Source organism: Pseudoalteromonas sp. SR43-2 (assembly GCF_014163885.1).
GTDB classification, from domain to species: Bacteria; Pseudomonadota; Gammaproteobacteria; order Enterobacterales; family Alteromonadaceae; genus Pseudoalteromonas; species Pseudoalteromonas distincta.
The window spans coordinates 14,761-37,067 of the sequence record NZ_JACJED010000012.1; the positions used below are offsets into that span (position 1 = coordinate 14,761).

Below are 22,307 nucleotides of genomic sequence, written 5' to 3' on the forward strand. Positions count from 1 at the left end.
GCTTTATTATTTTATAACTCTAAATGTTTATCTAAAAAATTAATTACTTGTTTGTAGTAAGCAGTTCTGTGTTCTTCTTTATAAAAACCATGGCCCTCATCCTCCAATAATACGTACTTATAAGGATGGTTAGCTTTTTTCAATGCAGCAATTAATGATTCGGCTTGTTCAATAGGGGCTCGTGCATCTTCACCTGCGTGAACTATGAACACAGCTGCTTTAAGCTTATCTATATTATAGCTAGGTGAAAATGCCTTCAAAAGCGTTTCATCAGTGCCTAAAACGTTTTCAAGATAGTTTTGTCCTGTACTACGCCCTGAAATATCACCTTCTTCAAACATTAGAGGTAGGTCATAAATACCAACTGTTCCAATTGCACACTTAAACATGTCTGGTTCTAAAATGGCGCTCTGCAAAGCTGAATAAGCACCAAAGCTTGCTCCCATTATACAAATGTTGTTTTTGTTTACCGTTCCATTAGAAATTAAAAACTTAACACCATCAATAATATCAAACTGAATATCAGAACCCCACTTTTGGTAACCTGCTTCTTCGAAGTTTCGACCAAACCCACCTGAACCTCTAAAATTAACTCTTAGTACAGCCATTCCCCTACTTGCTAATAACTGTACCTCAGAATCATAACCCCAATAATCACGAGGGCCATGTGGACCGCCATGAGGCATTACAACTAGAGGTAAGTTTTTATCTTCAAGACCATTAGGAATAGTTAAATATCCATAAATAGTTAAACCATCCCGAGTTTTATATTGAATAGGTTTTGTCTTTGAAAGCTCATTTTCGTTCAGCCAGCCACGCGCTGAAAATAATATTCTTAGCTTATTTTGTACCCCATCGTATAAGTAATATTTACCAGGGTTGGTATCACTTGATGCGTAAATAACATTAATATCGCCATTAGAGGTGCTACTGACTAACTGCACTTGGTCGCCCTGTAATGCTTCTATCAAAGACTTTAAACGAACACTTTTATGAGAGTCTTTATCTATAAAAGCATAGTTTGGATAACCTAACTCACTTTCTATTGCAAATAATTCTTTTGAAGCTTCATCAACCCACACTCTTTTTGGAGATACATATTGTTCTTGATGAACTAATTCAATTTCCTTAGTATTTAAATTTAGTTTATATAACCCTTCAGCCTCTCCACCAACAGAAGCAGTCATATAAATGTTGTCACCAGACTTATCAAAAGCTTTTAGTCTAATATCGCCATAACTAACCTCTCCTAAATTTAATTTCTCCCAGTCACCGCCATCTTTTGCCTTAGTATGTATTTTTGCATCTATATAATTATCTGTAGATACTGAAACTCTAACATTACCATCATGATCAGTTAAAAATTCAGCCATACGTGATGGAGACAAAGTAACTTGCTTCCTTTTGCCCGTATATACATCTACTTCATAGACAATAGTATGCGGTTCATTACTCGAGGTCCAAGGATAGGTAACTACTAACATTTTTCTTTTGTTAGTAACTAAGGGATCTAATACAAATGAAGTTCCGTATAAAGGAGTCTGCCTTTTAAGGCGTGTACCTGTTTGCATTTCACCATGGTAACCAATTAGATATTTACCTCTAGCTCCATTAGCATTTACGCCAAATATCTCACCATGATATTCAGGGTGGTCTTGCCACCCTTTTAAATACTCTTTAGTAACAACAACTCGTTCATTATTAACCCAATGATAATCACCAACTTGAGCATTTCCTTCAAAGGCAACTGCATGAAGCATTTTAAAGTTTTCAGTATCAAAAATAACAAGCGCATTTTTACCTGCAACTTTATTTATAACCGCTAAATACTCGCCGCCTGGAGAAATAGTAGCGTGATTAAACTCTTTATTTTTACTGAAGTACTCCACGGGGATTTGGGGCTGCTTTGAGAAGCTAAAAAAGCTTACAAATAACAGAAGTACTAACAAGTTACATCTTAAAAGAAAATTCATCATAATTCCCTGTATTAACAACAAGAAGTCATAATATATAAAGTCTTATAAAATGTAACGAAAATGATAACCAAATGTGTCTGCTATTTTTTAATTAACTTTGTATAACCTACATGTATAAGCACAACAACTAAGCCAGCAATCACGCCTAGCAAACCATCAAACAATAGAGGAGCCAATACCTCTCCTGTACCGCCAGCAACAGATTGGGCATAGTTTGTTACATCGACTTGAGTATGATGCAGTAACTCAACACCATGTACTAAAATCCCGCCACCTACTAAAAACATCGCGATGGTGCCCGCAAATGCTAAAAACTGCATCAACCTAGGCGCTGCTGCGAGTAAGCCTTTCCCAAGTAATTCTTTAAATTGATTAGCTGACACTTTAGATTGGTTGAGTAAATAAAGTCCGGCATCATCCAGTTTTACAATACCTGCCACTAAGCCATAAACACCAATAGTCATTATAATTGCGATAACACAAAGCACTAAAGCTTGATTAAGCAATGTAGCACCTGCCACAGTACCTAAAGTAATCACAATAATTTCGGCAGAAAGAATAAAGTCGGTTCTTATTGCCCCTTTTATTTTTTGTTTTTCGTACTCAACTAAATCTAACTTTTCATCTTCGTCTACCGCTTCACTGTTATGAGGCAAAAACTTAGCAAATACTTTTTCAGCTCCCTCAAAACATAAAAACAAACCACCCATCATTAAAAGCGGTGTTATTAACCAAGGCAGCCATACGCTTATTAATAAAGCAGCGGGTACGAGTATCGCTTTATTTAAAAATGAGCCCTTTGCCACAGCCCAAACAACCGGTAATTCACGCTCTGCTGCTACACCTGTAACCTGCTGTGCATTGAGCGCTAAGTCATCGCCTAATACACCTGCTGTTTTTTTTGTTGCTACCTTACTCATTGTCGCAATGTCATCAAGTAAAGTGGTTATATCATCTAATAACGTTAAAAGGTTAGTGCCTGCCATAAAGCTTCCGAGCTCAAAAAATATTGCTATAAACATAACTTAAAGCGCTACTTTCACCAACGGTTAATTTTGCTTTGTTATTCTTACATTAGATTAAAATTTTGCCCTGTGTTTTAACTAACGTTTAAAGAAGATGGGAGGAAAAATGAAAGTATATTTAGCATTAATCGCTATTTTACTAAGCTTAACCGCATGTAGTGATTTAAAAACCAGTACTGCTTACCAATGCGATGATGAGAGCGTAAAACTCAATATTATTAATAATTCTGAAGCCGAACTTATCTTTAACAATAAAGTGCATGTACTTAATCACGAAAAAAGTGCATCTGGGAATAAATATATAAGTGAAGAGGTACTGTTTTGGGGTAAGGGTAATGAAGCCATGTTAATCATTGCAGGTAAAAAAAGACAATGCACCAAGGTTTAACATAAAAAAAACCAATAAATTACAATAATGCTACAATAATTAAAGACCCATTATTGTGATGAAGTTATGCGTTCAATTGCGATCAAACATAAAATAATTTTAGCCTTTACAGCCATTGGCATATTGGTGCTAACAAGTAGTGTATTTTTTTATTGGTCATTAAACAAAATTAGCGTTAACAATACCCGAACCGAAAAATTAGCGGTTCCGGTACAACAGTTCAGCAAAGATTTAAGGCTATCATTACTGTCTATTACCAAATTTAACGCCTTAGCTTACAGCCAAGCAAACCTTGATTTACTTCAACAAAATAAAAAACAGGCGCAAGTTGAGCAACTACAATTTAGCGATATGCTCAATTCGTTAAGCGCTCAGCTAAATCAACAAATAACCATGCAAAATTTACTCACCAGTACCAACGCAGGCTTCGAGCAACTGACTGAAGTAAGTGTCGCAATGTTTAGCGCTAAAGAGCGTAAGTTTGTAGCGCAAAATTCCACCATAGAATTATCAGCAACGTTTAACGAGCAACTTTACAATTTAAGTTCTAACTTACTTGATATAGAACTTTTAGAAGTGCCTGTAAAACAGCAGGCGTTACTTAATGCTATGTTTGGAACAGCGACCCGTATAGACGATTTATTGTTTAACTTAAGCAATAATATAAAAAGCATTACTCAAACTGCAAGTATCAATGATTTAAATAGTCATCAGCAAGATACTCTATTTCTACTAGATAACATCCAACCTAATTTCACCTATTTAGAGCAACAAGCGCTACCTTTTAATAATGCGTTTAATGCTAAAAATTTAACGGCTAAGTTTAATCAATTAAGAGAATTGCTTAACAACGATACAGGAATTTATGCCCAACAAAATAAAGTACTCAAAAGTGCTATTGCTGCGGCTCAAAATTTTGAACACTTTCAACAGCAATTTATAACAACAGAAGGTCAGCTTATTGAACTTAATAAATTGGCTGATGAGCGCTTTAATGCCTTACAAACTAATGCAAAGGCCGCCATAAATACAGGGATTAGTTCTGTAGTAATTATTACGATTGTTTTAATTATATTGATTATCGCTATCTCTATTTTTACAACTCGCGCAATGCTAAAACCGCTTAAAAAAGTAAACCGCGATTTAGCCCGAATCGCCTCAGGTGATTTATCAAAGCGAAGCCACCCACGTAGTAAGGATGAATTTGGTACTTTGCTAAATAACATAAATAAACTCAGTGAAGACCTGACTAACCTAATTGGTGCAATTAGTAGTGACGCCCACGAGCTAGACCGCAGCGCTATTAAAACCAGTGAAAAAGGTCAGCAAATGACGGTTGTTGCACAACAGCAGTTAGAGCGAAGCGCGCAGGCAACATCGCTTGCACAAAATATGCTAATCAACTCACAAGCGGTTTATGAACAAGCAGATAAAACATCAAGTGAAATAACAAACGCATCGCAATTTGCAAATGATGTAAACGAGATTGCTAATCAAAATAGTCTAAGTATAGAAACTTTATTGCAGCGTCTTGATAAAGCAGTAGGCAGCACAGAAGAACTCGCACAGTACACCCAGCTTATTGAAGCCATTGTTGAAACAATTAGTAGCATTGCCGAGCAGACTAACTTACTTGCACTTAATGCTGCAATTGAAGCAGCGCGAGCGGGTGAAAACGGACGCGGGTTTGCTGTAGTTGCTGATGAGGTTCGATCATTAGCTGCACGAACACAAACCTCGACTAGCGAAATAAACACCATGATCCAAACATTGCAACAACACACTAAAACAACTCAAGAACACATTACTGATGGCCAACACCAAGCCAAGCAATGTGTTAAAAACAGCACTGAACTAAATAAAGCCGTAGAGCGTATTAAAAGCACATTGTTGTCTGTTAATCAGATGAGTGAGCAAATTGCTCATGCATCACATGAGCAATTGACTAACAGTGGCGACATTCAACAAATAATGGCAAAGGTGACAGAGCAAGCAACCTTGAATGCCCAAAACGCGACAACCCTAGCAAGCGAAAGTGAAGACGTAAACCAACTTGCACACTCTTTAACGAGTGCCGTAGAGCGCTTTAAGTTTTAAGTGCAAGTAATGACTTGCCTTGCATGAAATGGGTATAATACTTTAACTCTTTTGCTTAATAGCGGCCCACAATGAAATATAAAGATCTACGTGATTTTATCGATTTGCTTGAAAAAAAAGGCGAACTTAAACGTATCACCCAAGAAATCGACCCGTATCTTGAAATGACCGAAATATCTGATCGCACATTGCGTGCAAAAGGCCCTGCGTTATTATTTGAAAACCCAAAAGGCTACGATATGCCGGTGCTTACCAACTTATTTGGTACACCAAAACGCGTAGCAATGGGCATGGGCCAAACAGATGTTAGCGAGCTTCGCGAAGTGGGCAAGCTACTCGCTTTTTTAAAAGAACCTGATCCACCAAAGGGTATTAAAGAAGCTCTAGGCGCTATACCTATTTTTAAGCAAGTGCTTAATATGCCTGCAAAAGAAGTTAAAAAAGCGCCTTGCCAACAAGTAGTTTTAGAAGGTGATGATGTAGATTTAACTAAATTACCTATTCAACATTGCTGGCCAGGTGATGCAGCACCATTAATTACTTGGGGCCTTACAGTTACCAAAGGGCCTTATAAAAAGCGCCAAAATTTAGGTATTTATCGCCAACAATTATTAGGCAAAAATAAAATAATTATGCGCTGGTTGTCACATCGTGGTGGCGCGCTTGATTTTCAAGAATGGTGTAAAGAAAACCCAGGGCAACCCTACCCTGTATCGGTAGCATTAGGTGCCGATCCTGCCACTATATTAGGTGCCGTAACGCCTGTACCTGACACTCTAAGCGAATATGCATTCGCTGGCTTATTACGTGGCAGCAGAACCGAAGTTGTAAAATCTATTTCAAATGACCTACAAGTCCCTGCCAGTGCAGAAATAGTACTTGAAGGTTACATAATGCCTGGTGAAATGGCGCCAGAAGGCCCTTATGGTGACCATACCGGTTACTATAATGAAGTCGATGACTTTCCAGTAATGACGGTTACTCACTTAACGCATCGTAAAGATCCTATTTATCACAGCACATTTACTGGCCGTCCGCCTGATGAGCCTGCTATTTTAGGTGTGGCACTTAATGAAGTGTTTGTGCCGATACTACAAAAGCAATTCCCTGAAATTGTCGACTTTTACCTTCCGCCTGAAGGGTGCTCATATCGTATGGCGATTGTAACAATGAAAAAACAATATCCAGGCCATGCTAAGCGCGTGATGATGGGTGTTTGGTCGTTCTTACGTCAGTTTATGTACACCAAATTTGTAATCGTCTGCGATGACGATGTTAACGCCCGCGATTGGGAAGATGTTATTTGGGCTATAACAACCCGAATGGATCCAGCGCGTGATACAACATTAATAGAGAACACACCTATTGATTATCTCGATTTTGCATCGCCAGTCTCAGGTCTTGGTTCAAAAATGGGAATGGATGCTACCAATAAATGGCCTGGCGAAACCACCCGCGAATGGGGCGAGCCTATTGTTATGGATAAAGACACCAAAGACCGCGTAGATGATATTTGGGAAAGCCTTAATATTGTTTAAGTGTTTATATGTAAGTACATATCAGGCTATAAAATAACCCTGCAGATATGCTAGAATCGAGCTATTCGATTGCGTATCTGCTGTTACAAGCGCTGCTAAAAGGTAAAAAATGCAAACATTAAAAGCTGAAGTTGTAGCTATCAGCCCACTTACAGAATTTGTTCATAAAGTAATTTTAAAGCCACAACAACCTGTGACCTTTGAAGCTGGCCAATACATGCAACTCGTATTAGGCGAAAAAGACAAACGTGCTTTTTCTATAGCTAGTCGCCCTTCACAGTGCGATGCAATAGAACTGCATATTGGCGCCTCAGGTGCCGATTCGTATGCAATGCAATCGTTAGAGCATTTACGAAACGCCCATACCACAGGGCAGTTAGTAGACATTGAAGCTGGCTTGGGTATTTCACAGTTGCGCCTGCAATGTGAGCGCCCTATTATTTTACTCGCCGGTGGTACTGGTTTTTCATACGCAAAATCAATGGCTGATCATTTAGCTGAAATAAAATGCGACCGTCCTGTGTTGTTTTACTGGGGCGTAAAAGAAGAATCTGCTTTATACGCACACACAGAAATGCAAGCATGGGCAGATAGCCATGAGAACTTTAAGTTTATTCCTGTAGTAGAAAATCCATCTGCTAATTGGCAAGGACACACTGGCTATGTACACAAAGCAGTAATGCAAGATATTGTGTCACTAGAACCATACGATATTTATATGGCAGGTCGTTTTGACATGATAGGTATTGTCCGTGATGACTTTATTACTCATGGTGCAATACGTGAAAACATGTACGCAGATGCATTCGCATTTATCAAATAATTGAAATTTACTTTCAGTTATAAATAAAGGCACCTAATCGGTGCCTTTATTTTTATAACAACAAATATTTAATAGTTAAAACCTATCAACTCCATCAATATAAACAATTTCCTAAATCCCTATCTATAAACCATACTTTATATAGAACATCAGCGGGAGAGACCCAAATGCTAAATACAAAAGTAAAAGATTTTATGCGACGCAAGTTGCCAAATATCACACCAGATACAGAAATGACGACAGCCATAGCAGAACTACAAAAATTTAAACTACTTGGCGCGCCAGTATTTGATAAAGATAAATGCTTAGTTGGATTTATATCAGAGCAAGAGCTGTTAAAACCACTTACTCAAAGCAGTTATTTTTGTGATGGGATGGTTAAAGTATCGCAGCTTATGCAAACAGAGGTAGTGACCGTTAGCGGCGATACCAACATTATTGAGCTTGCACAGCAGATGCAGCCTGGTAAACCAAAAAACTACCCTGTTGTAGAGGGCATTAAAGTAATCGGTATGATCAGCCGAGCAGATGTACTTAAAGCACTTTACGATAATTACATAAGCTGCCAAACACACTAAATTGCAGATACAAAAATGCCGCTTATATAAAGCGGCATTTTTAATGCTCTTACATTAACGTGCGCTAACGAGTGCTAAAAGTTCTTTTTTATCGCCATCGCTTAAAAATGCTATTTCTAACGCATTTTTTTGGGCTTTTTCCATATCAGCTTGAGATAAGCCTGCTTTAGGTGCAGCAACGGTATATTCATACTCAATTTCAATACCTTCAACCGCAGGATCATCAGTATTAATACACGCTAAAATACCATGATCTAAAAACTGTTTAAGTGGGTGCTTAGTTAAATCGTTTACTGTACTGGTTTGAATATTACTTGTTAAGCATGACTCAATACCAATACGGTTATCGCGTAAATAATCCATTAGTTTTGGATCTTCAATTGCTTTAACGCCATGCCCTATTCTGCTCGCACCCAACTCATTAATTGCTTGCCAAATACTTGGAGCGCCAAGTGCTTCTCCAGCATGAATAGTCGAAGCTAAATACGCATTTCGTACTTGTTTAAAGTGCTCTACAAACAACTCACCCGGGAAGCCAATTTCGTCACCGGCTAAATCAACAGCGACTAAATCATTTTTAAATGCGAGTAATGCATCAAGCTCTTTTTGACACGTTTTTACGCCATAAGTACGCGATAAAATACCAATCAAGTTAGCTTTTATATTTGCGCCCTTTGTTGCTGATTTAATACCATCAACAACTGCCTCTACAACGCCTTCTGGGTGTAAACCTTGGCTTTGTGCCATGTAGTAAGGGCTAAATCGAAGCTCCACATAATCAAGACCTTGTGCTTGTGCATCTTCAATGTTTTCAATTGCGATACGTCTACACGCATCGTAGTCGCCAAGCACAGTAACTCCCCAATCTAACTTTTGTAAAAAAGCCATGAGGTTTGGTTCAGGATCAATAACTTGAACATGAGGGATTAATGCTTCAACGTTATCTGCAGGTAGCTCTATATTAAACTGTCGACCAAGTTCTAATATGGTTTGCGCACGTACATTACCGTCTAAATGGCGGTGAATATCTAGCAAAGGTAATTTTCTATTGATCATAATAGCAACCCAGTTTAGTTAAATTTGCGCGCATGATACGCAGATACAGTTATTTTTCAAGTCTATATGATTTGCGGTAAGTTTTAGCGGTCATATGTCTGCTTTTTGTGCAAAAAAATGATACAGCTTATTTTCCTGATAAGTGATGCCAAAGAGTTTTAAAAAGCGTATTTGCATCAATAGGTTTGGTAATATAGCCATTCATTCCACAGGCTAGTGCCTTTTTAACGTCCTCGTCATGGGCGTTCGCCGATAGCCCTATTATGGGTAAATCAATTAACTCTAAATCACGACGAATTACTTTTGTTGCTTTGAGTCCATCCATTTTTGGCATTTGAATATCCATAAGAACAATGTCGTAGCTATTTTCGGCTAGCTTTTCTATGGCCTCAAAACCATCGTTAGCAATGTCGGCAATACAGCCTTTCGTTTTTAAAATAGCATTAGCAACATGCTGATTAAGTGGATTATCTTCTACTAAAAGTAATTTATAGCCTGTAAATGATAATGTACTTACGTCTATTTCGTTGTATTGCTGCTGAATTTGCTCTGCCTTTGGTAAAGGCGATATTAGCGGCAAACTAAATGTAAATGTAGAGCCTTTACCTTCATAACTAACTAAATCAATTGCACCACCCATTAACTCAACCAGTTTTTTGCAAATACTTAATCCTAAGCCTGTACCACCATATTGGCGTGAGGTTGAGCTATCAGCTTGTGCAAACGGTTTAAACAATTGTTTTTGTGCTTCGCTACTAATACCAATACCCGTATCGTTAATACTAAAATAAGTCATTTTTTTCGATTGCCAAATTTTCAGAGTGATTTCACCTTCCCCTGTAAATTTAACCGCATTATTGAGCAGGTTCAGCAGCACTTGTTTTAAGCGGATTGGATCGGTATTAATGACCAAATTTGATGTTTTATCAAAATCGAGACTTAACTTTATCGATTTAATATCAGCCTCAAATTGAAGTAAATTAAGCATTTCATCAGCTAAACTCGCTACATTAATAGGCTCTTGCATTAAGTCTAGCTTGCCTGCTTCCATTTTTGAAAAGTCGAGCACATCGTTTAATACCCTCAGTAAAACACCAAGTGCCCCATCTGCTTGCTCTATGTAACTTCTAGCTTGTTGCCAATCGTTTTGCTGGAGCGCTAAATAATGCAGCCCTTTTATACCGTTAATAGGGGTGCGGACTTCGTGGCTCATGTTTGCTAAAAACTGCCCCTTTATATGACTCGCTTCATCTGCCTTTTGTTTTTCTTTGCGTAGTGTATGCGTTTGCTTGGCCACTTGTTCGCGAATTTGTATGTTTGTACCAGTAACTGAAATCAAAAATGTAATCAGTAACCACACAAACAACATACCTACTATTTGTGCAAGCCAATACATTAACCAAGATGTTCTAACTATTGGTTCATATAACTCGACCTGCCACATGCGTTTGCCAATCAACAATTGATATTCTTTAAACAGCGTTTGCGAGTTATCGGTATCGGCAATATAAATTGCCTGCTTTTTCCCTGGTATCGTTGTATCAAAAAAACTGACTGAAATTGAGTTGTTGTGATCAAATAATAGTGTTTGCGATAAGCGTTTCAGACTGACAATCGCTGCCACAAAACCTTGAAAATCATCTTCGGTAGACGACTCTCCAAAAACAGGATATAAAAAGAGTACACCGTCTTCAGCTGTATTTTGGACTAAATTAATTGGCTCACTTAGTGCAAGTTCATTAAGCTCTTTCGCTTTGCTAAGCGCTGCACCTCTTACTTTACTAGAAGCTAAATCAAACCCTAAAACACCTTCATTATCTTTTAAGGGATATACATATTTTACAGGAAAGTAATTACTACGAGGACCTGCAGGTTGCCAACCTCCATCAAGTGACTTTTCTTTTATATATAAAGGTTTGCCTGTGGCTGTATTTTCATGTGTTTCAAAATCTGCGAGTTTATTTGCTGGTACATAAGGTATCCATTCAAATGCTAAAATTTCTTGGCTATAGTCCAACTGCTTTGAAGTAAATTGTTTAAACTCTTTAAAGTTCACGTCATTACTACTAGCAAAAAATGTAGCTAACAATCCTAAGTGAGCAGTAATACCATCGAGCTTCTGGCTTATAGCATTTTGCACAGTAAGTATTTTGGCTTCTTGCTTTTGAATGTCTTTTTCTTTTTTAACACTGGCAGCGCCATAAAAACTAACGCTGATTAGTATATAAATTAATAGTGAAGGTAAAATTACCAACATACGGTGGCGTACTTGCGTGTAATTAAAGGCTGCGAGCATGAGTGGAGTAAATATAAGTACACCGATACTGTCGCCAATCCACCATGCTATAAAGCTATCAAAAATAGCATTGGTCGGAATCACATTATTCAATGCTAATAAACTAGTTCCCACACCTGCAGCAATAACACAGCATATTGGTCCTGCTACTATTAAGCTCTGCACACTGTGTTTTAAAGAAGATAAATCTAGTGGAGCCTTTATAACATTTACTATAATTTGTCGGCCAATCCAAGCCTGTAAAACAGAGGCTAAAGTAATGCCTATAGCTTGTAAAAGCACAATAAAATGAAAAATATCTACGGTGCGTTCAAGATGGATTAAGTTAGTACAAAAAGCCCCAATAACAAGGCCAATAAATGACTTACGTCCCCAAATTAAAAAGCTCGCTAAAGCAATTCCTGAGGGCGGCCAGGAGGCGACCGCATAGCCATCTACAGAAAGAAGTGAGTTGCTAAAGTATCCTGTAAAGAAGTAAGCACAAGCCAAGCTAAGGGTTAATATTAGAAACTTTCTCAAAGCTTGTGCTCCTGAACTACAAAAAATGCTAAGTAGTTATAGTGTAGTCATTTATTGATATAAAACGAGCGCCTTTTCTGCCTGTGCACTATTTTTATAACTCAACACAGCTTGTTCAGAGAACTGTTTTTTATTTTCACTATTCAGTGCTTTATCAAATATTCTAGCTGCTAAGTCATAATCACCCTTAGCATTAGCAAGGCAAGCTAGCGCAAGTAATAGTGAATTATTTGAATCATCCTTCTTAAGCCGTTCTTGAATACTTATTTGCAACTTAGCTGCATCGGCTGCTGTTGCTTTACTTAATATATTGGCAAGCTCTAAGTGTTGCTCATTGTGCTTAACCATTTTAATTAAGTCACTTTCAATAACAGCCAATTGACCTGCTTGCGCCATTTGCATTAAATATGCGGTGTGGGCATGAGCTTGCAGCTTTTTAGGCAGCTGTTTATATTTTTCACTCAGCTTGTCTGCATCTAACGCACTAAAATAAGCACTAAATAACTGCGTCCACTGTGCATCAGTAAGTGCTTTTTTGCGCAGTAAACGCGGCAAAAAGTCTTCCAGCGCACTAAAGTGTTGTTGCTGTACTAATACTTCTGCATAAAGTTTTAACTCAAGTGCGGTGGCTTTTTTAGCTTCTGCGCTAATACGCATTTGTGATTCAATCGCGCTACTATCGCCACTTGCCAACCATAGCTTTGCTACTTTTAATTGATGCTCTAGGCTTATTTCAAATAAACGCTCAAGTGCTTTATCTGTTTGATTATTAGCAAGCGCTGCTTTTGCAAGTAATGCTAAGCGAATATCTTCAAACTTATCTGGTACGCTATTACCCGATAAAGCCTGTTCTACGTGCTCGTAATCATCATTAATAGCACTCCAAAGAGCCTGCTCAATAGCTGCTTGTTTGCGCTCTTGGCTACGTGCAAAAAAGCCATGCTTAGTATTATGATAAATCGATAATAAATAACGAATTAACTTATATGTTAAATATAAAACAACAGCGGTAATGACTGCCATTATACAAAACGATACTATCGTGCCTTCTATCGTCGTATTGTTAAATGAAATAAGTACATAACCTTTTTCATCTAGAACGAATGGAGTAACCGCTATTACAACAACAATAGCTACAATTAAAATAATTAGCCCTATCATTGCGCCCACTCCTTAACCTTTTGTGTACTGTTTAAGGTTACTTTTGGATTAAAGTTAAGCTGCTCTTTTTCAAGTTTAGACAACGCTTTAAGTACCGTTTTAGTTGTATCATCGTCTTGCTTAAAGTACTCACCAACTAAACGTTTTGCTTCACTTAAGGCGCTAAAGAAAATACTCGCCTGCTTACTCATAAGTGCATCTTGTGCCTGAGTTATATTAAGCTTGATTCGTTGATTTATTAAATGGCGCTCTTGATCCGTAAGTAATGGCTCAATGGAAACACCCTCGTGCTGACGAATAGTAATAAAGCTATCCACAATTTTATTCCAGCTATTACTCAAGTTTTGCTGCCAATCACTCACGTCACCACTTAAAGCATTTTCATCTATTGCAGCTGCTTCTTCTGGTAAATTAACTGCATTAAAAACTAAGTCGTCAATACTGCTTAGTACACTGTTTAGCTGTAAATAAATAGCCTCTGTTGCAACAGGTTTAAGGCTATCAAGTGTTTGTATATCTTGCATAATCGCTTGGCGAACTTCAACTGTTCCTGGGTGCTCACTAAGCAATCCATCTAAGCGCTTTAAAACAGCACTAGTGCCTTGATAATCTTTTTCAGCCCATAGTTTAAACTCAGCCATACGTTGTAAGCTGGTTACTTCTTGTGGGTTTAACGATGAGCCTTGTTGCTGCGCCTTTTGCAAAGCGGCTTTCAATTCTTGCTGATTTTGAACTGCACTTTCATTTAGGGCTGCGGCAACTTTTTCCTCACTATTAAACAGCGCTTGTTGCAAATTAGATTGCGCCGATTTAAGTGCTTGCAGCTCCTGGGTGAGTAACTTATTTTGCTCGCTTAACTCATTAACGGCTAGGTTTTGCGCCTTACCAGCATTTAATTTTTGATAAAACTCGTATCCAACACCAGAGGCCACAATTAACGAAATAAGAAGCGCAAGTACTGCAACCTTACTTATTTTTTGTTTACTTTTGTCTGCCGTATTTTTTGTAGCTGTAGGCTCTTGCTTAGTTGATTTAGCAGAGGTCGTGTTAGCTATTGTTGGTGTGGCTTTTTCTGCCGTTACTGGCTTTGACTGTTCGCTCATGTTGCTACCTTGCTGATTTATGCAGGTAAACATAGCATTATCGCTAGCCCCTGCTGCAATGTGTATATTAGCCGAACTTACCTGTTGCAGCTTTAAATAAGCGGCTATACGCTCGCTAGCAACATAAAATCGGCACTGTTGTAACCATTGTAGTTGGTGTGCAGTAAGGCTTTTAAATATAGCATCAACTGCTGCATTACTTGTTATGACTATACCGTGTACATTCTGGCTTTTCCAGTGGTCTGTCCAGTTAGAGGTGATACTCTCTGTCGGTTCACGTTTGTACACAACACAATTATTTAAAAAAGCACCGCGCTCTTTGAGCGTTTTAGCTAACTCAGGGCGGCCACCTTGGCCCTTAACTAATACTATATTACAGCCACCCACCTCGGCGAGTGATTTAAGCGCAAGTAACCCTTCTGAATCATACTGCTTTGGTACTGCTGCGCGCACACCAAATTGCTCATATATAACATCGGCTGTTTGTTGTCCAACCGCATAAAACTGCGCTTTGGTATTTATATCTGGTTTTAATTGCGAAAGTGCACTGACTGCATCTTGCGAGATAAATATTATTTTATCTGCATTTAATAGCGGACTAAGCTCAGTGCTGGAGGGTGTTAAATGCGTTATTTTTAATACCGGAAATAAAGACGCCTGATAACCCGCTTGCTCAAGTTGCTGTGCAAGGGCTGCGCCTTTTCCTTCGGGCCGAGTTATCAGAATATGTGTCATTTATGCGTCTCTATAAACTTCAGCTAATATTTTGTCTGCACCTTGAGCTAGTAATTTTTTAGCAAGCTCAATACCTAGTTTTTCTGCGTCATTTACATGGCCTGTTACTTCGTCACGTAAAATTTCGCTGCCATCAACAGCACCAACTAAACCACGTAAATGCACTTGTTCGCCATCAACCAATGCATAAGCACCAATAGGAACTTGGCAACCACCTTCTAAATAGCGATTCATCGAACGCTCTGCGTTTACGCGAATACGTGTTTGTGTATGCTCAAGTGGTGCAAGTAATGCTTTGGTTACTTCATCATCAATACGACATTCAATACCTACAGCGCCTTGACCATTTGCTGGTAATGACACTTCTGGCTCAATGTAGTCAGCAATACGCGACTCCATTTCTAAACGAATAAGCCCTGCAGCCGCTAAAATAATAGCATCATATTGGCCGTCATCTAATTTACCTAAACGCGTATTTACATTGCCGCGTAAATCACGAATATCTAAATCAGGGCGAAGTGCCTTAATTTGGCACTGGCGGCGTAGGCTCGAAGTACCAACAATAGCGCCTTGTGGTAGCTCACTTAAATTAGCAAAATTGTTTGATACAAACGCATCGCGTGGATCCTCACGCTCACAAATAGTATGCAGTGCTAGCCCTTGAGGAAACTCTACTGGCACATCTTTCATAGAATGTACGGCAATGTCAGCTCGGCCATCTAGCATGGCTTGCTCTAGTTCTTTAACAAATAAGCCTTTACCGCCAATTTTAGCCAATGGCGTATCTAAAATTATATCCCCTTGCGTCGACATTGGGACTAATTCTACGCGCACATCTGCATGAAAACGCTCAAGCTCTGCTTTTACAAATTCGGCCTGCCAAAGTGCTAGAGCGCTTTTGCGCGTTGCGATGCGTACTAATTTTGTTTTTTCTGTCATAGGGGTATCCAATTAATTACTGCGTTTAGCCAGTTTTAGTCAGCTAAAATTCTAAATTCTTTTTGGGCAATTAAATTACCTTGCTCATCAACTACATCAACACGCCAATGACCTGTTTGTGTGTTCATTATATTTTTTGTTGAGTACGTTCTGTAACGAGGCGAAGTAACATTAAGTGTAATTTCAGCCATCGTTTCACCTTCAAACGACCAAACATGCTTAACTTGCTGGCCTTGAAGGTTTTTAATCTCGCTAAAAAACGATAACCCTTCCTCAAACTGGCTTAACCTAATATCAGCAGCAAACACATTAGTAGGCTCACGCTTACTTACTTTACGAGTAAGTACCGCGCGACTAATTTTACCCGTGTCTATTTGCGCCCCCAATGCCACACTTGCCACATGTGCTGTAGAGGAAAAACCTTCAGTGCCACTCAATGCGCCATCATCACTTTCTAACTCTAAAAGTAAGTCACTTTGACTTGCAGGCTCAGTTACGTTTTGGGCTTCTGCGGTTTCTTCTTGCACATCATTATCAAGGTTTGAGTTTAACTCTGTATTAATACTTTCGCTTTGATCAGTAACAATATCGTTGTTAGCCAACAAAGCCGGGGGATTATTTACAAGGTCTACTTCGGCAGGTGTATTACTAGAGATGCTTTGTTGAGTCTCATTTTGCTCAGCTAACAAAGGTTCAACAATCGCTTGAGTTACCTCTGCAGACTCAGCTGGGATATTGTTTACTGATGATTGAGGCTCAACATCCATTACCTCATCGCTTGTTTGGTTTTCAGCGTCACTGCTAAAATTTAAGAGTTGTTCCTGCTCATTTGGGTGCTCGCCTTGCTCTGCATTAACTGAGGTGGTTAAGCCATAAACAACTGCTGCAGAGGTCATTAATACCAACATAGCAATACTCACAATACGACGCCAATTCCACTCGTAGCTTACCGTTGGTACGCTCTGTTGTAATTCGCGTTTAACATTTGCTTTTATAACTATTTTTTGACTCATATTGACCTCAGCGGTTCCAAAATTAGCTTAAACGAGCAATTAACCATTGGCGAATAGCTTGCAATTCTTCTGCGCAAACTTGATGAGCCATTGGATATTCTTGCCAGCTTACATCCATGTTATGTGCTGTTAATACTTCAAACGCATTTCTACCCGCACTGTGCGGTACAACGTTATCTTGGCTACCATGAGCCATAAATACGTTTAAATCAGTATGTTTTGCTTCATCAGCAAATTTGTGTGGCACACACATATAAGTAGAAAGCGCCATAACACCCCCAAGCTTTTGCTCAAAGCGCGGCGCTAAATGCAAAGACACAACACCACCTTGAGAAAAACCAGCTAAAATTATTTTATTAGCAGGAATGCCATTAGCAATTTCTTTATTGATTAACTCTTCTACCTTTGCAGCAGACTCTCTTACGCCTTGTTCATCGGCACGCTTATCTAATTCTATAGACTTAATATCGTACCAAGAGCGCATTTCCATGCCACCATTTATGGTGACCGGTTGCACTGGCGCATGCGGAAAAATAAACCGTATACCAAGCTCGCTTGGTAAATTTAGCTGCGGGGCTACTGGCGCAAAACCATCCCCAGAGTCACCTAAACCATGTAACCAAATAACCGTTGCTTTATGTTCACTTTGGGCTGCATATTCTACAAATTCTAAACTCATAGTGATGATTGCCACTTAACTTCTTGGCCTGCTTGGCGAGTTGAGGCTTCATTTATAAACGCCCAAAATTCAGCGCCAGAGCGGTTATCAATCCATAACCCATCACGCATTTCAAAATGATGTCCGTTAAACTTAGTCGCAACCCATACTTGATGAAGAGGTGCTTGCTTATTGATCACTATTTTACTTTTATCAGGAAAAATAATTTCTAAAATACCTTGTGCCGATTCATAATCTAAATCAGCTTCGCAATCATCAACCTGCTCTTCAATAGTGAACATAAGAGCTTCGGCTAATTGGTGATATTCGTGTTCAGTCATTGTTATTTCCTTTGCAGGCGAGCCGCCTAATATTGGGTACGTTTTAGCTTTAAATTAGCTTTAAAAATGTGCAACTAGTGTAACAGGAATAAAATCATCCGCGAATAGCTGCATTTTTTAGATATTCTGTTACTCTGCGATTATAAAGCCAGCAACCGTATTAATCTAATGAAAGCGACACATACCTTACAATTAAAAAGACTATTAATAAGCACTGTACTGTTAAGCGCCTTAGCTGGCTGCGGACAAAGCGGTCCGTTATATTTACCAGAGCAACAAACAGAGCAAAACCAACCTCAAAATACAGCTAAACTAGCCACTACCGCTGAGCAAGCTAAAGCATCGCAAAGTCAGGAGCAATAAATGGATTATTTTAACTACAAAAACAACCAATTATTTGCCGAAGACGTCAGCGTAGCAAGCATAGCGCAGCAATACGGCACGCCGTGTTATGTATACTCGCGTGCTACATTTGAGCGCCATTACTTAGCATTTGCTAACGCCACTAAAAATCATAAAAGCTTGGTATGTTACGCTGTAAAAGCAAACTCAAATATTGCCGTACTTAATATATTAGCGCGCTTAGGATCGGGTTTCGATATTGTATCTAAAGGTGAACTAGCGCGTGTAATTAAAGCGGGAGGCGATGCTTCTAAAGTGGTTTTTTCAGGCGTGGCTAAAACGTCTGACGAAATAGCTTACGCATTAAAACTGGGCATTAAATGTTTTAATGTAGAGTCGGCGTCTGAGCTTGAGCGTATTTCTGAAGTGGCTTGCGAGCTTAACCTAGAAGCGCCTATTTCTATTCGCGTAAACCCAGACATAGATGCAAAGACACATCCGTATATTTCTACCGGTTTAAAAGAAAATAAATTTGGTATTGATATTCAAACAGCAGTGAGTGTTTATCAACAAGCAGCGGCTTTACCTGGTTTAAAAGTAATTGGTGTCGATTGCCATATTGGCTCTCAATTAACGCAAGTTAGACCTTTTTTAGAAGCCCTTGATAAATTAATGGCGCTTATTGATGAGCTAAAAACTAACGGTATTGAGCTAACTCATTTAGATATTGGCGGCGGTTTAGGTGTGCCATACGACAACGAGCAACCACCACACCCAAGTGAATATGCAGCGCAAGTTACCGAACGCTTAGCTAACTACAAACATCTTGAACTTATTTTTGAACCAGGGCGCGCTATTGCAGCTAACGCAGGTATTTTGGTTACTCAAGTTGAATTTATCAAACAAAACCAAGACAAGTTTTTTGCAATTGTAGATGCAGGTATGAACGACATGCTTCGCCCTGCGCTTTATCAAGCGTGGCAAAAAATTATTCCGGTATCCGTTCGCGACGACGAAACACCTACTCACAACTTTGATATTGTGGGTCCGGTGTGCGAAACCGGCGACTTTTTAGGAAAAGACCGCGAACTAGCGCTTAAACAAGGCGATTTACTTGCACAACGAAGTGCGGGTGCATATGGCTTTACAATGAGCTCAAACTACAACTCGCGCCCGCGTGTTGCAGAAATAATGGTAGATGGTCAGCAGCATCACCTTATTCGCGAACGCGAAACTATTGAAAGCCTTTATCAAGGTGAGAAAGTTTTACCATAAACGTTTTTGTCTACTAGCTGCTCTGTGGCATGATTAGCACAGAGCAAAACCGAATTAGAGCGCTATGTTAGTTAATTTTTCCAAAATGCACGGCTTAGGTAACGACTTTGTTGTGATTGATAACATTACACAAAATGTTTTTTTGTCGCGAGACCAAATCAAAAAACTGGCAGATCGCCACTTTGGCATTGGCTTTGACCAATTGCTGATGGTTGAAGCGCCGTACTCTCCTGATCTCGACTTTCATTATCGAATTTTTAATGCCGATGGTACCGAAGTAGAACAATGCGGTAACGGCGCACGCTGTTTTGCCCGCTTTGTACGCATGAAAGGCCTTACTAACAAGCACAAAATTAGTGTATCGACTAAGTCGGGCAACTTAACGCTCTACATAGAAAAAGACGGTCAAGTAACTGTTAACATGGGCCATCCTAATTTTGAGCCAAGTAAAATTCCGTTAAAAGCCAGCAAACGCGAGCTTACTTATATTATTAGAACGCAAGAACACACTGTATTTAGTGGCGCGGTATCTATGGGTAACCCACATTGCGTGCTAGAAGTTGACGACGTAACCACCGCGCAAGTTGATGTATTGGGTCCATTACTCGAAAACCACGAACGCTTTCCGCAAAAAGCGAACATTGGCTTTATGCAGGTTGTATCGCAAGAACACATTAAGCTAAGAGTGTGGGAGCGCGGCGTTAACGAAACCCTAGCCTGTGGCACAGGTGCGTGTGCAGCAATGGTGATTGGTCATATGCAAAATAAATTATCAACAACCGTTCAAGTAGATTTGCCGGGCGGTACTTTGCAAGTGCGCTGGAGTGGTGAAGGTCACCCGGTACGTATGACTGGTCCCGCAGAGCATGTTTTCGACGGACAAGTAGCGCTATGAGCGAGCTAAGTACAGAGCAGGTTATTAATTACTTACAGCAACATCCTGACTTTTTAGTTCATCACCCTGAGCTACTCGCACAACTTGAGCTGCAACAGCAAGCTCAAGGTGCAACGTCACTAGTACATATTCAGCAACGTCAATTACGCGAGCACAACACGCTTTTAAAAAGCCAAATAGATGCTATGAGCAAGCATGCAACGCAAAACGAACTCGTATATCGTTTGTTTAGCCAGTGTCATCGCCAGCTTTGGAATCATGACGATTTTGACGCTCTTGCAAATAATCTACGCAATATAATCTGCTCAAGTGAAGATGTTAACGACTGCAAATTAGTAAAATACAATCCCGAGTACGACGAGCTTATTGCGCATCGCCTTACCCATTCTGGGCATTATTTAGGGCGAATTAATAAACAAGAGCGCGAACAATTATTTAGTGAAGATACACAATCCGTCGCTATTTATTTAATTGGCGACACCAAGCACCCTATCGCTATTTTGGCGTTTGGTAGCAATAACGTAAACCATTTTGAGCCCGCGCAAGATAACCTGTTTGTGCTCGACTTTATAAACGCATTACACCTGCGGTTACAAAAACTAGCATGAGTGACGATACGCCTAATATTACCGCGCTAAGCGACCACTGGCGTACACCCATAATGCTATTTAGCGATTATTTAAAGTTTGAAAAACAATATTCAGCGCACACAGTTAATCAATACGTAAGCCAACTTGGCTTTGCAGCCCTATATTTTAGCAAACTATGTGATGACTGGTTTGGCGTACAAGGCGAACATATTCGCCGCTACAGCATGGCACTGCGATCAAAGCAATTAAGTGGCCGTACAATTAGCTTAAAGCTCAGTTGTATTCGCAGCTTATATAAGTTTTTAAAAGCAAAAAATATTGCCGAGCAATCGCATTACCATAATCCGGCTATAGGTATAAAAGGCCCTAAGTTTGCAAAGCCCCTACCTAAGAATCTCGATGTAGATCAAATGGCACGCTTGCTCGAAATACCCGACGACGAACCTCTCGCAATTAGAGATAAAGCAATGATGGAGTTAATGTATTCATCTGGGCTGCGTATAAGCGAGTTAGTTGGCGCTAACATGCAAGATATTAGCGCTGCCAATGGTGAAATTTTAGTGCGTGGTAAAGGTAATAAAGAGCGATTAATTCCGGTGGGCAAAAAAGCGTTAGACGCATTAAAAAAATGGCTCACAATACGCCCTCAGTTTGCAAAGCCCGATGAAATAGCAGTATTTTTAAGTAGCCAAAAAAACCGTATTTCGATTCGCCAAGTGCGCCTACGCATGCAAGAGTGGGGAATAAAACAAGGCATTAGCTCGCAGGTTCATCCGCATAAGCTACGCCACTCGTTTGCGTCACATATTTTAGAATCATCTGGTGATTTACGCGCAGTGCAAGAGTTACTAGGGCACAGCAGTTTGTCGGCTACACAAGTGTATACACATTTAGATTTTCAACATTTAGCCAAGGTGTACGACAACACTCACCCTCGTGCAAAAAAACGAACTGATTAG

Annotated in this window: 20 protein-coding genes; 10 read left to right on the forward strand and 10 right to left on the reverse strand. The window is 39.4% G+C overall.

All coding sequences use genetic code 11. The annotated features are described in order from the left end of the window. Nucleotides 1-11: 11 nt before the first annotated feature. Both H5120_RS11440 and H5120_RS11445 read right to left on the reverse strand, forming a co-directional pair. On the reverse strand, nucleotides 12-1,976 hold the full coding sequence (locus tag H5120_RS11440; protein ID WP_259397836.1) for a S9 family peptidase: 1,965 nt from the start codon (nucleotides 1,974-1,976) through the stop codon (nucleotides 12-14). Nucleotides 1,977-2,056: 80 nt separating this feature from the next. After that, entirely contained in the window at nucleotides 2,057-2,962 is a 906-nt protein-coding gene (locus H5120_RS11445) for a DUF808 domain-containing protein (protein ID WP_182672069.1), read from the reverse strand. Between the two features lie 145 nt (nucleotides 2,963-3,107). On the opposite strand from H5120_RS11445, the gene H5120_RS11450 reads away from it, so the two are divergent. The 5 genes from H5120_RS11450 to H5120_RS11470 all read left to right on the forward strand — a co-directional run bounded on the left by H5120_RS11450 (nucleotide 3,108) and on the right by H5120_RS11470 (nucleotide 8,425). After that, a complete protein-coding gene (locus H5120_RS11450; protein ID WP_024595167.1) occupies nucleotides 3,108-3,389 on the forward strand; it encodes an MliC family protein in 282 nt (93 codons plus the stop codon). Between the two features lie 66 nt (nucleotides 3,390-3,455). Continuing rightward, entirely contained in the window at nucleotides 3,456-5,486 is a 2,031-nt protein-coding gene (locus H5120_RS11455) for a methyl-accepting chemotaxis protein (RefSeq protein WP_182672070.1), read from the forward strand. A 71-nt stretch (nucleotides 5,487-5,557) separates the two neighbouring features. Further along, nucleotides 5,558-7,024 carry a 4-hydroxy-3-polyprenylbenzoate decarboxylase gene (gene ubiD, locus H5120_RS11460; protein WP_002960958.1) on the forward strand — a complete coding sequence of 489 codons (1,467 nt, stop codon included), beginning with the start codon at nucleotides 5,558-5,560 and terminating at the stop codon, nucleotides 7,022-7,024. A 109-nt stretch (nucleotides 7,025-7,133) separates the two neighbouring features. Then, complete coding sequence (gene fre / locus H5120_RS11465) at nucleotides 7,134-7,847, forward strand: NAD(P)H-flavin reductase (protein ID WP_149594663.1); 714 nt, start codon at nucleotides 7,134-7,136, stop codon at nucleotides 7,845-7,847. 167 nt (nucleotides 7,848-8,014) lie between these two features. After that, entirely contained in the window at nucleotides 8,015-8,425 is a 411-nt protein-coding gene (locus H5120_RS11470) for a CBS domain-containing protein (protein WP_182674444.1), read from the forward strand. 54 nt (nucleotides 8,426-8,479) lie between these two features. Here H5120_RS11470 and add read toward each other — a convergent pair whose 3' ends face one another. The 8 genes from add to cyaY form a co-directional block, all read right to left on the reverse strand. Beyond that, nucleotides 8,480-9,481, reverse strand: a complete 1,002-nt coding sequence (add, locus tag H5120_RS11475; protein WP_002960964.1) for an adenosine deaminase — start codon at nucleotides 9,479-9,481, stop codon at nucleotides 8,480-8,482. Nucleotides 9,482-9,608: 127 nt separating this feature from the next. Next, nucleotides 9,609-12,296 carry a CHASE domain-containing protein gene (locus H5120_RS11480; RefSeq protein WP_182674446.1) on the reverse strand — a complete coding sequence of 896 codons (2,688 nt, stop codon included), beginning with the start codon at nucleotides 12,294-12,296 and terminating at the stop codon, nucleotides 9,609-9,611. A gap of 51 nt (nucleotides 12,297-12,347) precedes the next feature. Further along, nucleotides 12,348-13,457, reverse strand: a complete 1,110-nt coding sequence (locus H5120_RS11485; RefSeq protein WP_182674448.1) for a heme biosynthesis HemY N-terminal domain-containing protein — start codon at nucleotides 13,455-13,457, stop codon at nucleotides 12,348-12,350. Beyond that, nucleotides 13,454-15,295, reverse strand: coding sequence for a uroporphyrinogen-III synthase (locus H5120_RS11490; RefSeq protein WP_182674450.1), 1,842 nt, complete (start codon nucleotides 15,293-15,295; stop codon nucleotides 13,454-13,456). The genes H5120_RS11485 and H5120_RS11490 overlap by 4 nt, the downstream gene beginning before the upstream one ends. After that, a complete protein-coding gene (hemC, locus tag H5120_RS11495; protein WP_024594617.1) occupies nucleotides 15,296-16,234 on the reverse strand; it encodes a hydroxymethylbilane synthase in 939 nt (312 codons plus the stop codon). Between the two features lie 35 nt (nucleotides 16,235-16,269). Next, on the reverse strand, nucleotides 16,270-17,247 hold the full coding sequence (locus H5120_RS11500) for a DUF2914 domain-containing protein (protein WP_182674452.1): 978 nt from the start codon (nucleotides 17,245-17,247) through the stop codon (nucleotides 16,270-16,272). 22 nt (nucleotides 17,248-17,269) lie between these two features. Further along, complete coding sequence (locus tag H5120_RS11505; RefSeq protein WP_182674455.1) at nucleotides 17,270-17,926, reverse strand: alpha/beta hydrolase; 657 nt, start codon at nucleotides 17,924-17,926, stop codon at nucleotides 17,270-17,272. Then, nucleotides 17,923-18,246, reverse strand: coding sequence for an iron donor protein CyaY (gene cyaY / locus H5120_RS11510; RefSeq protein WP_002960979.1), 324 nt, complete (start codon nucleotides 18,244-18,246; stop codon nucleotides 17,923-17,925). The genes H5120_RS11505 and cyaY overlap by 4 nt, the downstream gene beginning before the upstream one ends. Nucleotides 18,247-18,414: 168 nt before the next feature. On the opposite strand from cyaY, the gene H5120_RS11515 reads away from it, so the two are divergent. From H5120_RS11515 to H5120_RS11535, 5 genes are all read left to right on the forward strand, one after another. After that, the gene (locus tag H5120_RS11515) at nucleotides 18,415-18,609 is read left to right on the forward strand and encodes an LPS translocon maturation chaperone LptM (protein ID WP_182674457.1); all 195 of its coding nucleotides are present in this window, start codon (nucleotides 18,415-18,417) and stop codon (nucleotides 18,607-18,609) included. Continuing rightward, entirely contained in the window at nucleotides 18,610-19,863 is a 1,254-nt protein-coding gene (gene lysA / locus H5120_RS11520; RefSeq protein ID WP_002960983.1) for a diaminopimelate decarboxylase, read from the forward strand. It begins immediately after the preceding gene. 64 nt (nucleotides 19,864-19,927) lie between these two features. Beyond that, nucleotides 19,928-20,758 carry a diaminopimelate epimerase gene (dapF, locus tag H5120_RS11525; RefSeq protein WP_182674459.1) on the forward strand — a complete coding sequence of 277 codons (831 nt, stop codon included), beginning with the start codon at nucleotides 19,928-19,930 and terminating at the stop codon, nucleotides 20,756-20,758. Further along, nucleotides 20,755-21,366: a DUF484 family protein gene (locus H5120_RS11530; RefSeq protein ID WP_182674460.1), complete on the forward strand. Its 612-nt coding sequence runs from the start codon at nucleotides 20,755-20,757 to the stop codon at nucleotides 21,364-21,366. Before dapF ends, H5120_RS11530 begins: the two co-directional genes overlap by 4 nt. Next, the gene (locus H5120_RS11535; RefSeq protein WP_182674463.1) at nucleotides 21,363-22,307 is read left to right on the forward strand and encodes a tyrosine recombinase XerC; all 945 of its coding nucleotides are present in this window, start codon (nucleotides 21,363-21,365) and stop codon (nucleotides 22,305-22,307) included. Before H5120_RS11530 ends, H5120_RS11535 begins: the two co-directional genes overlap by 4 nt.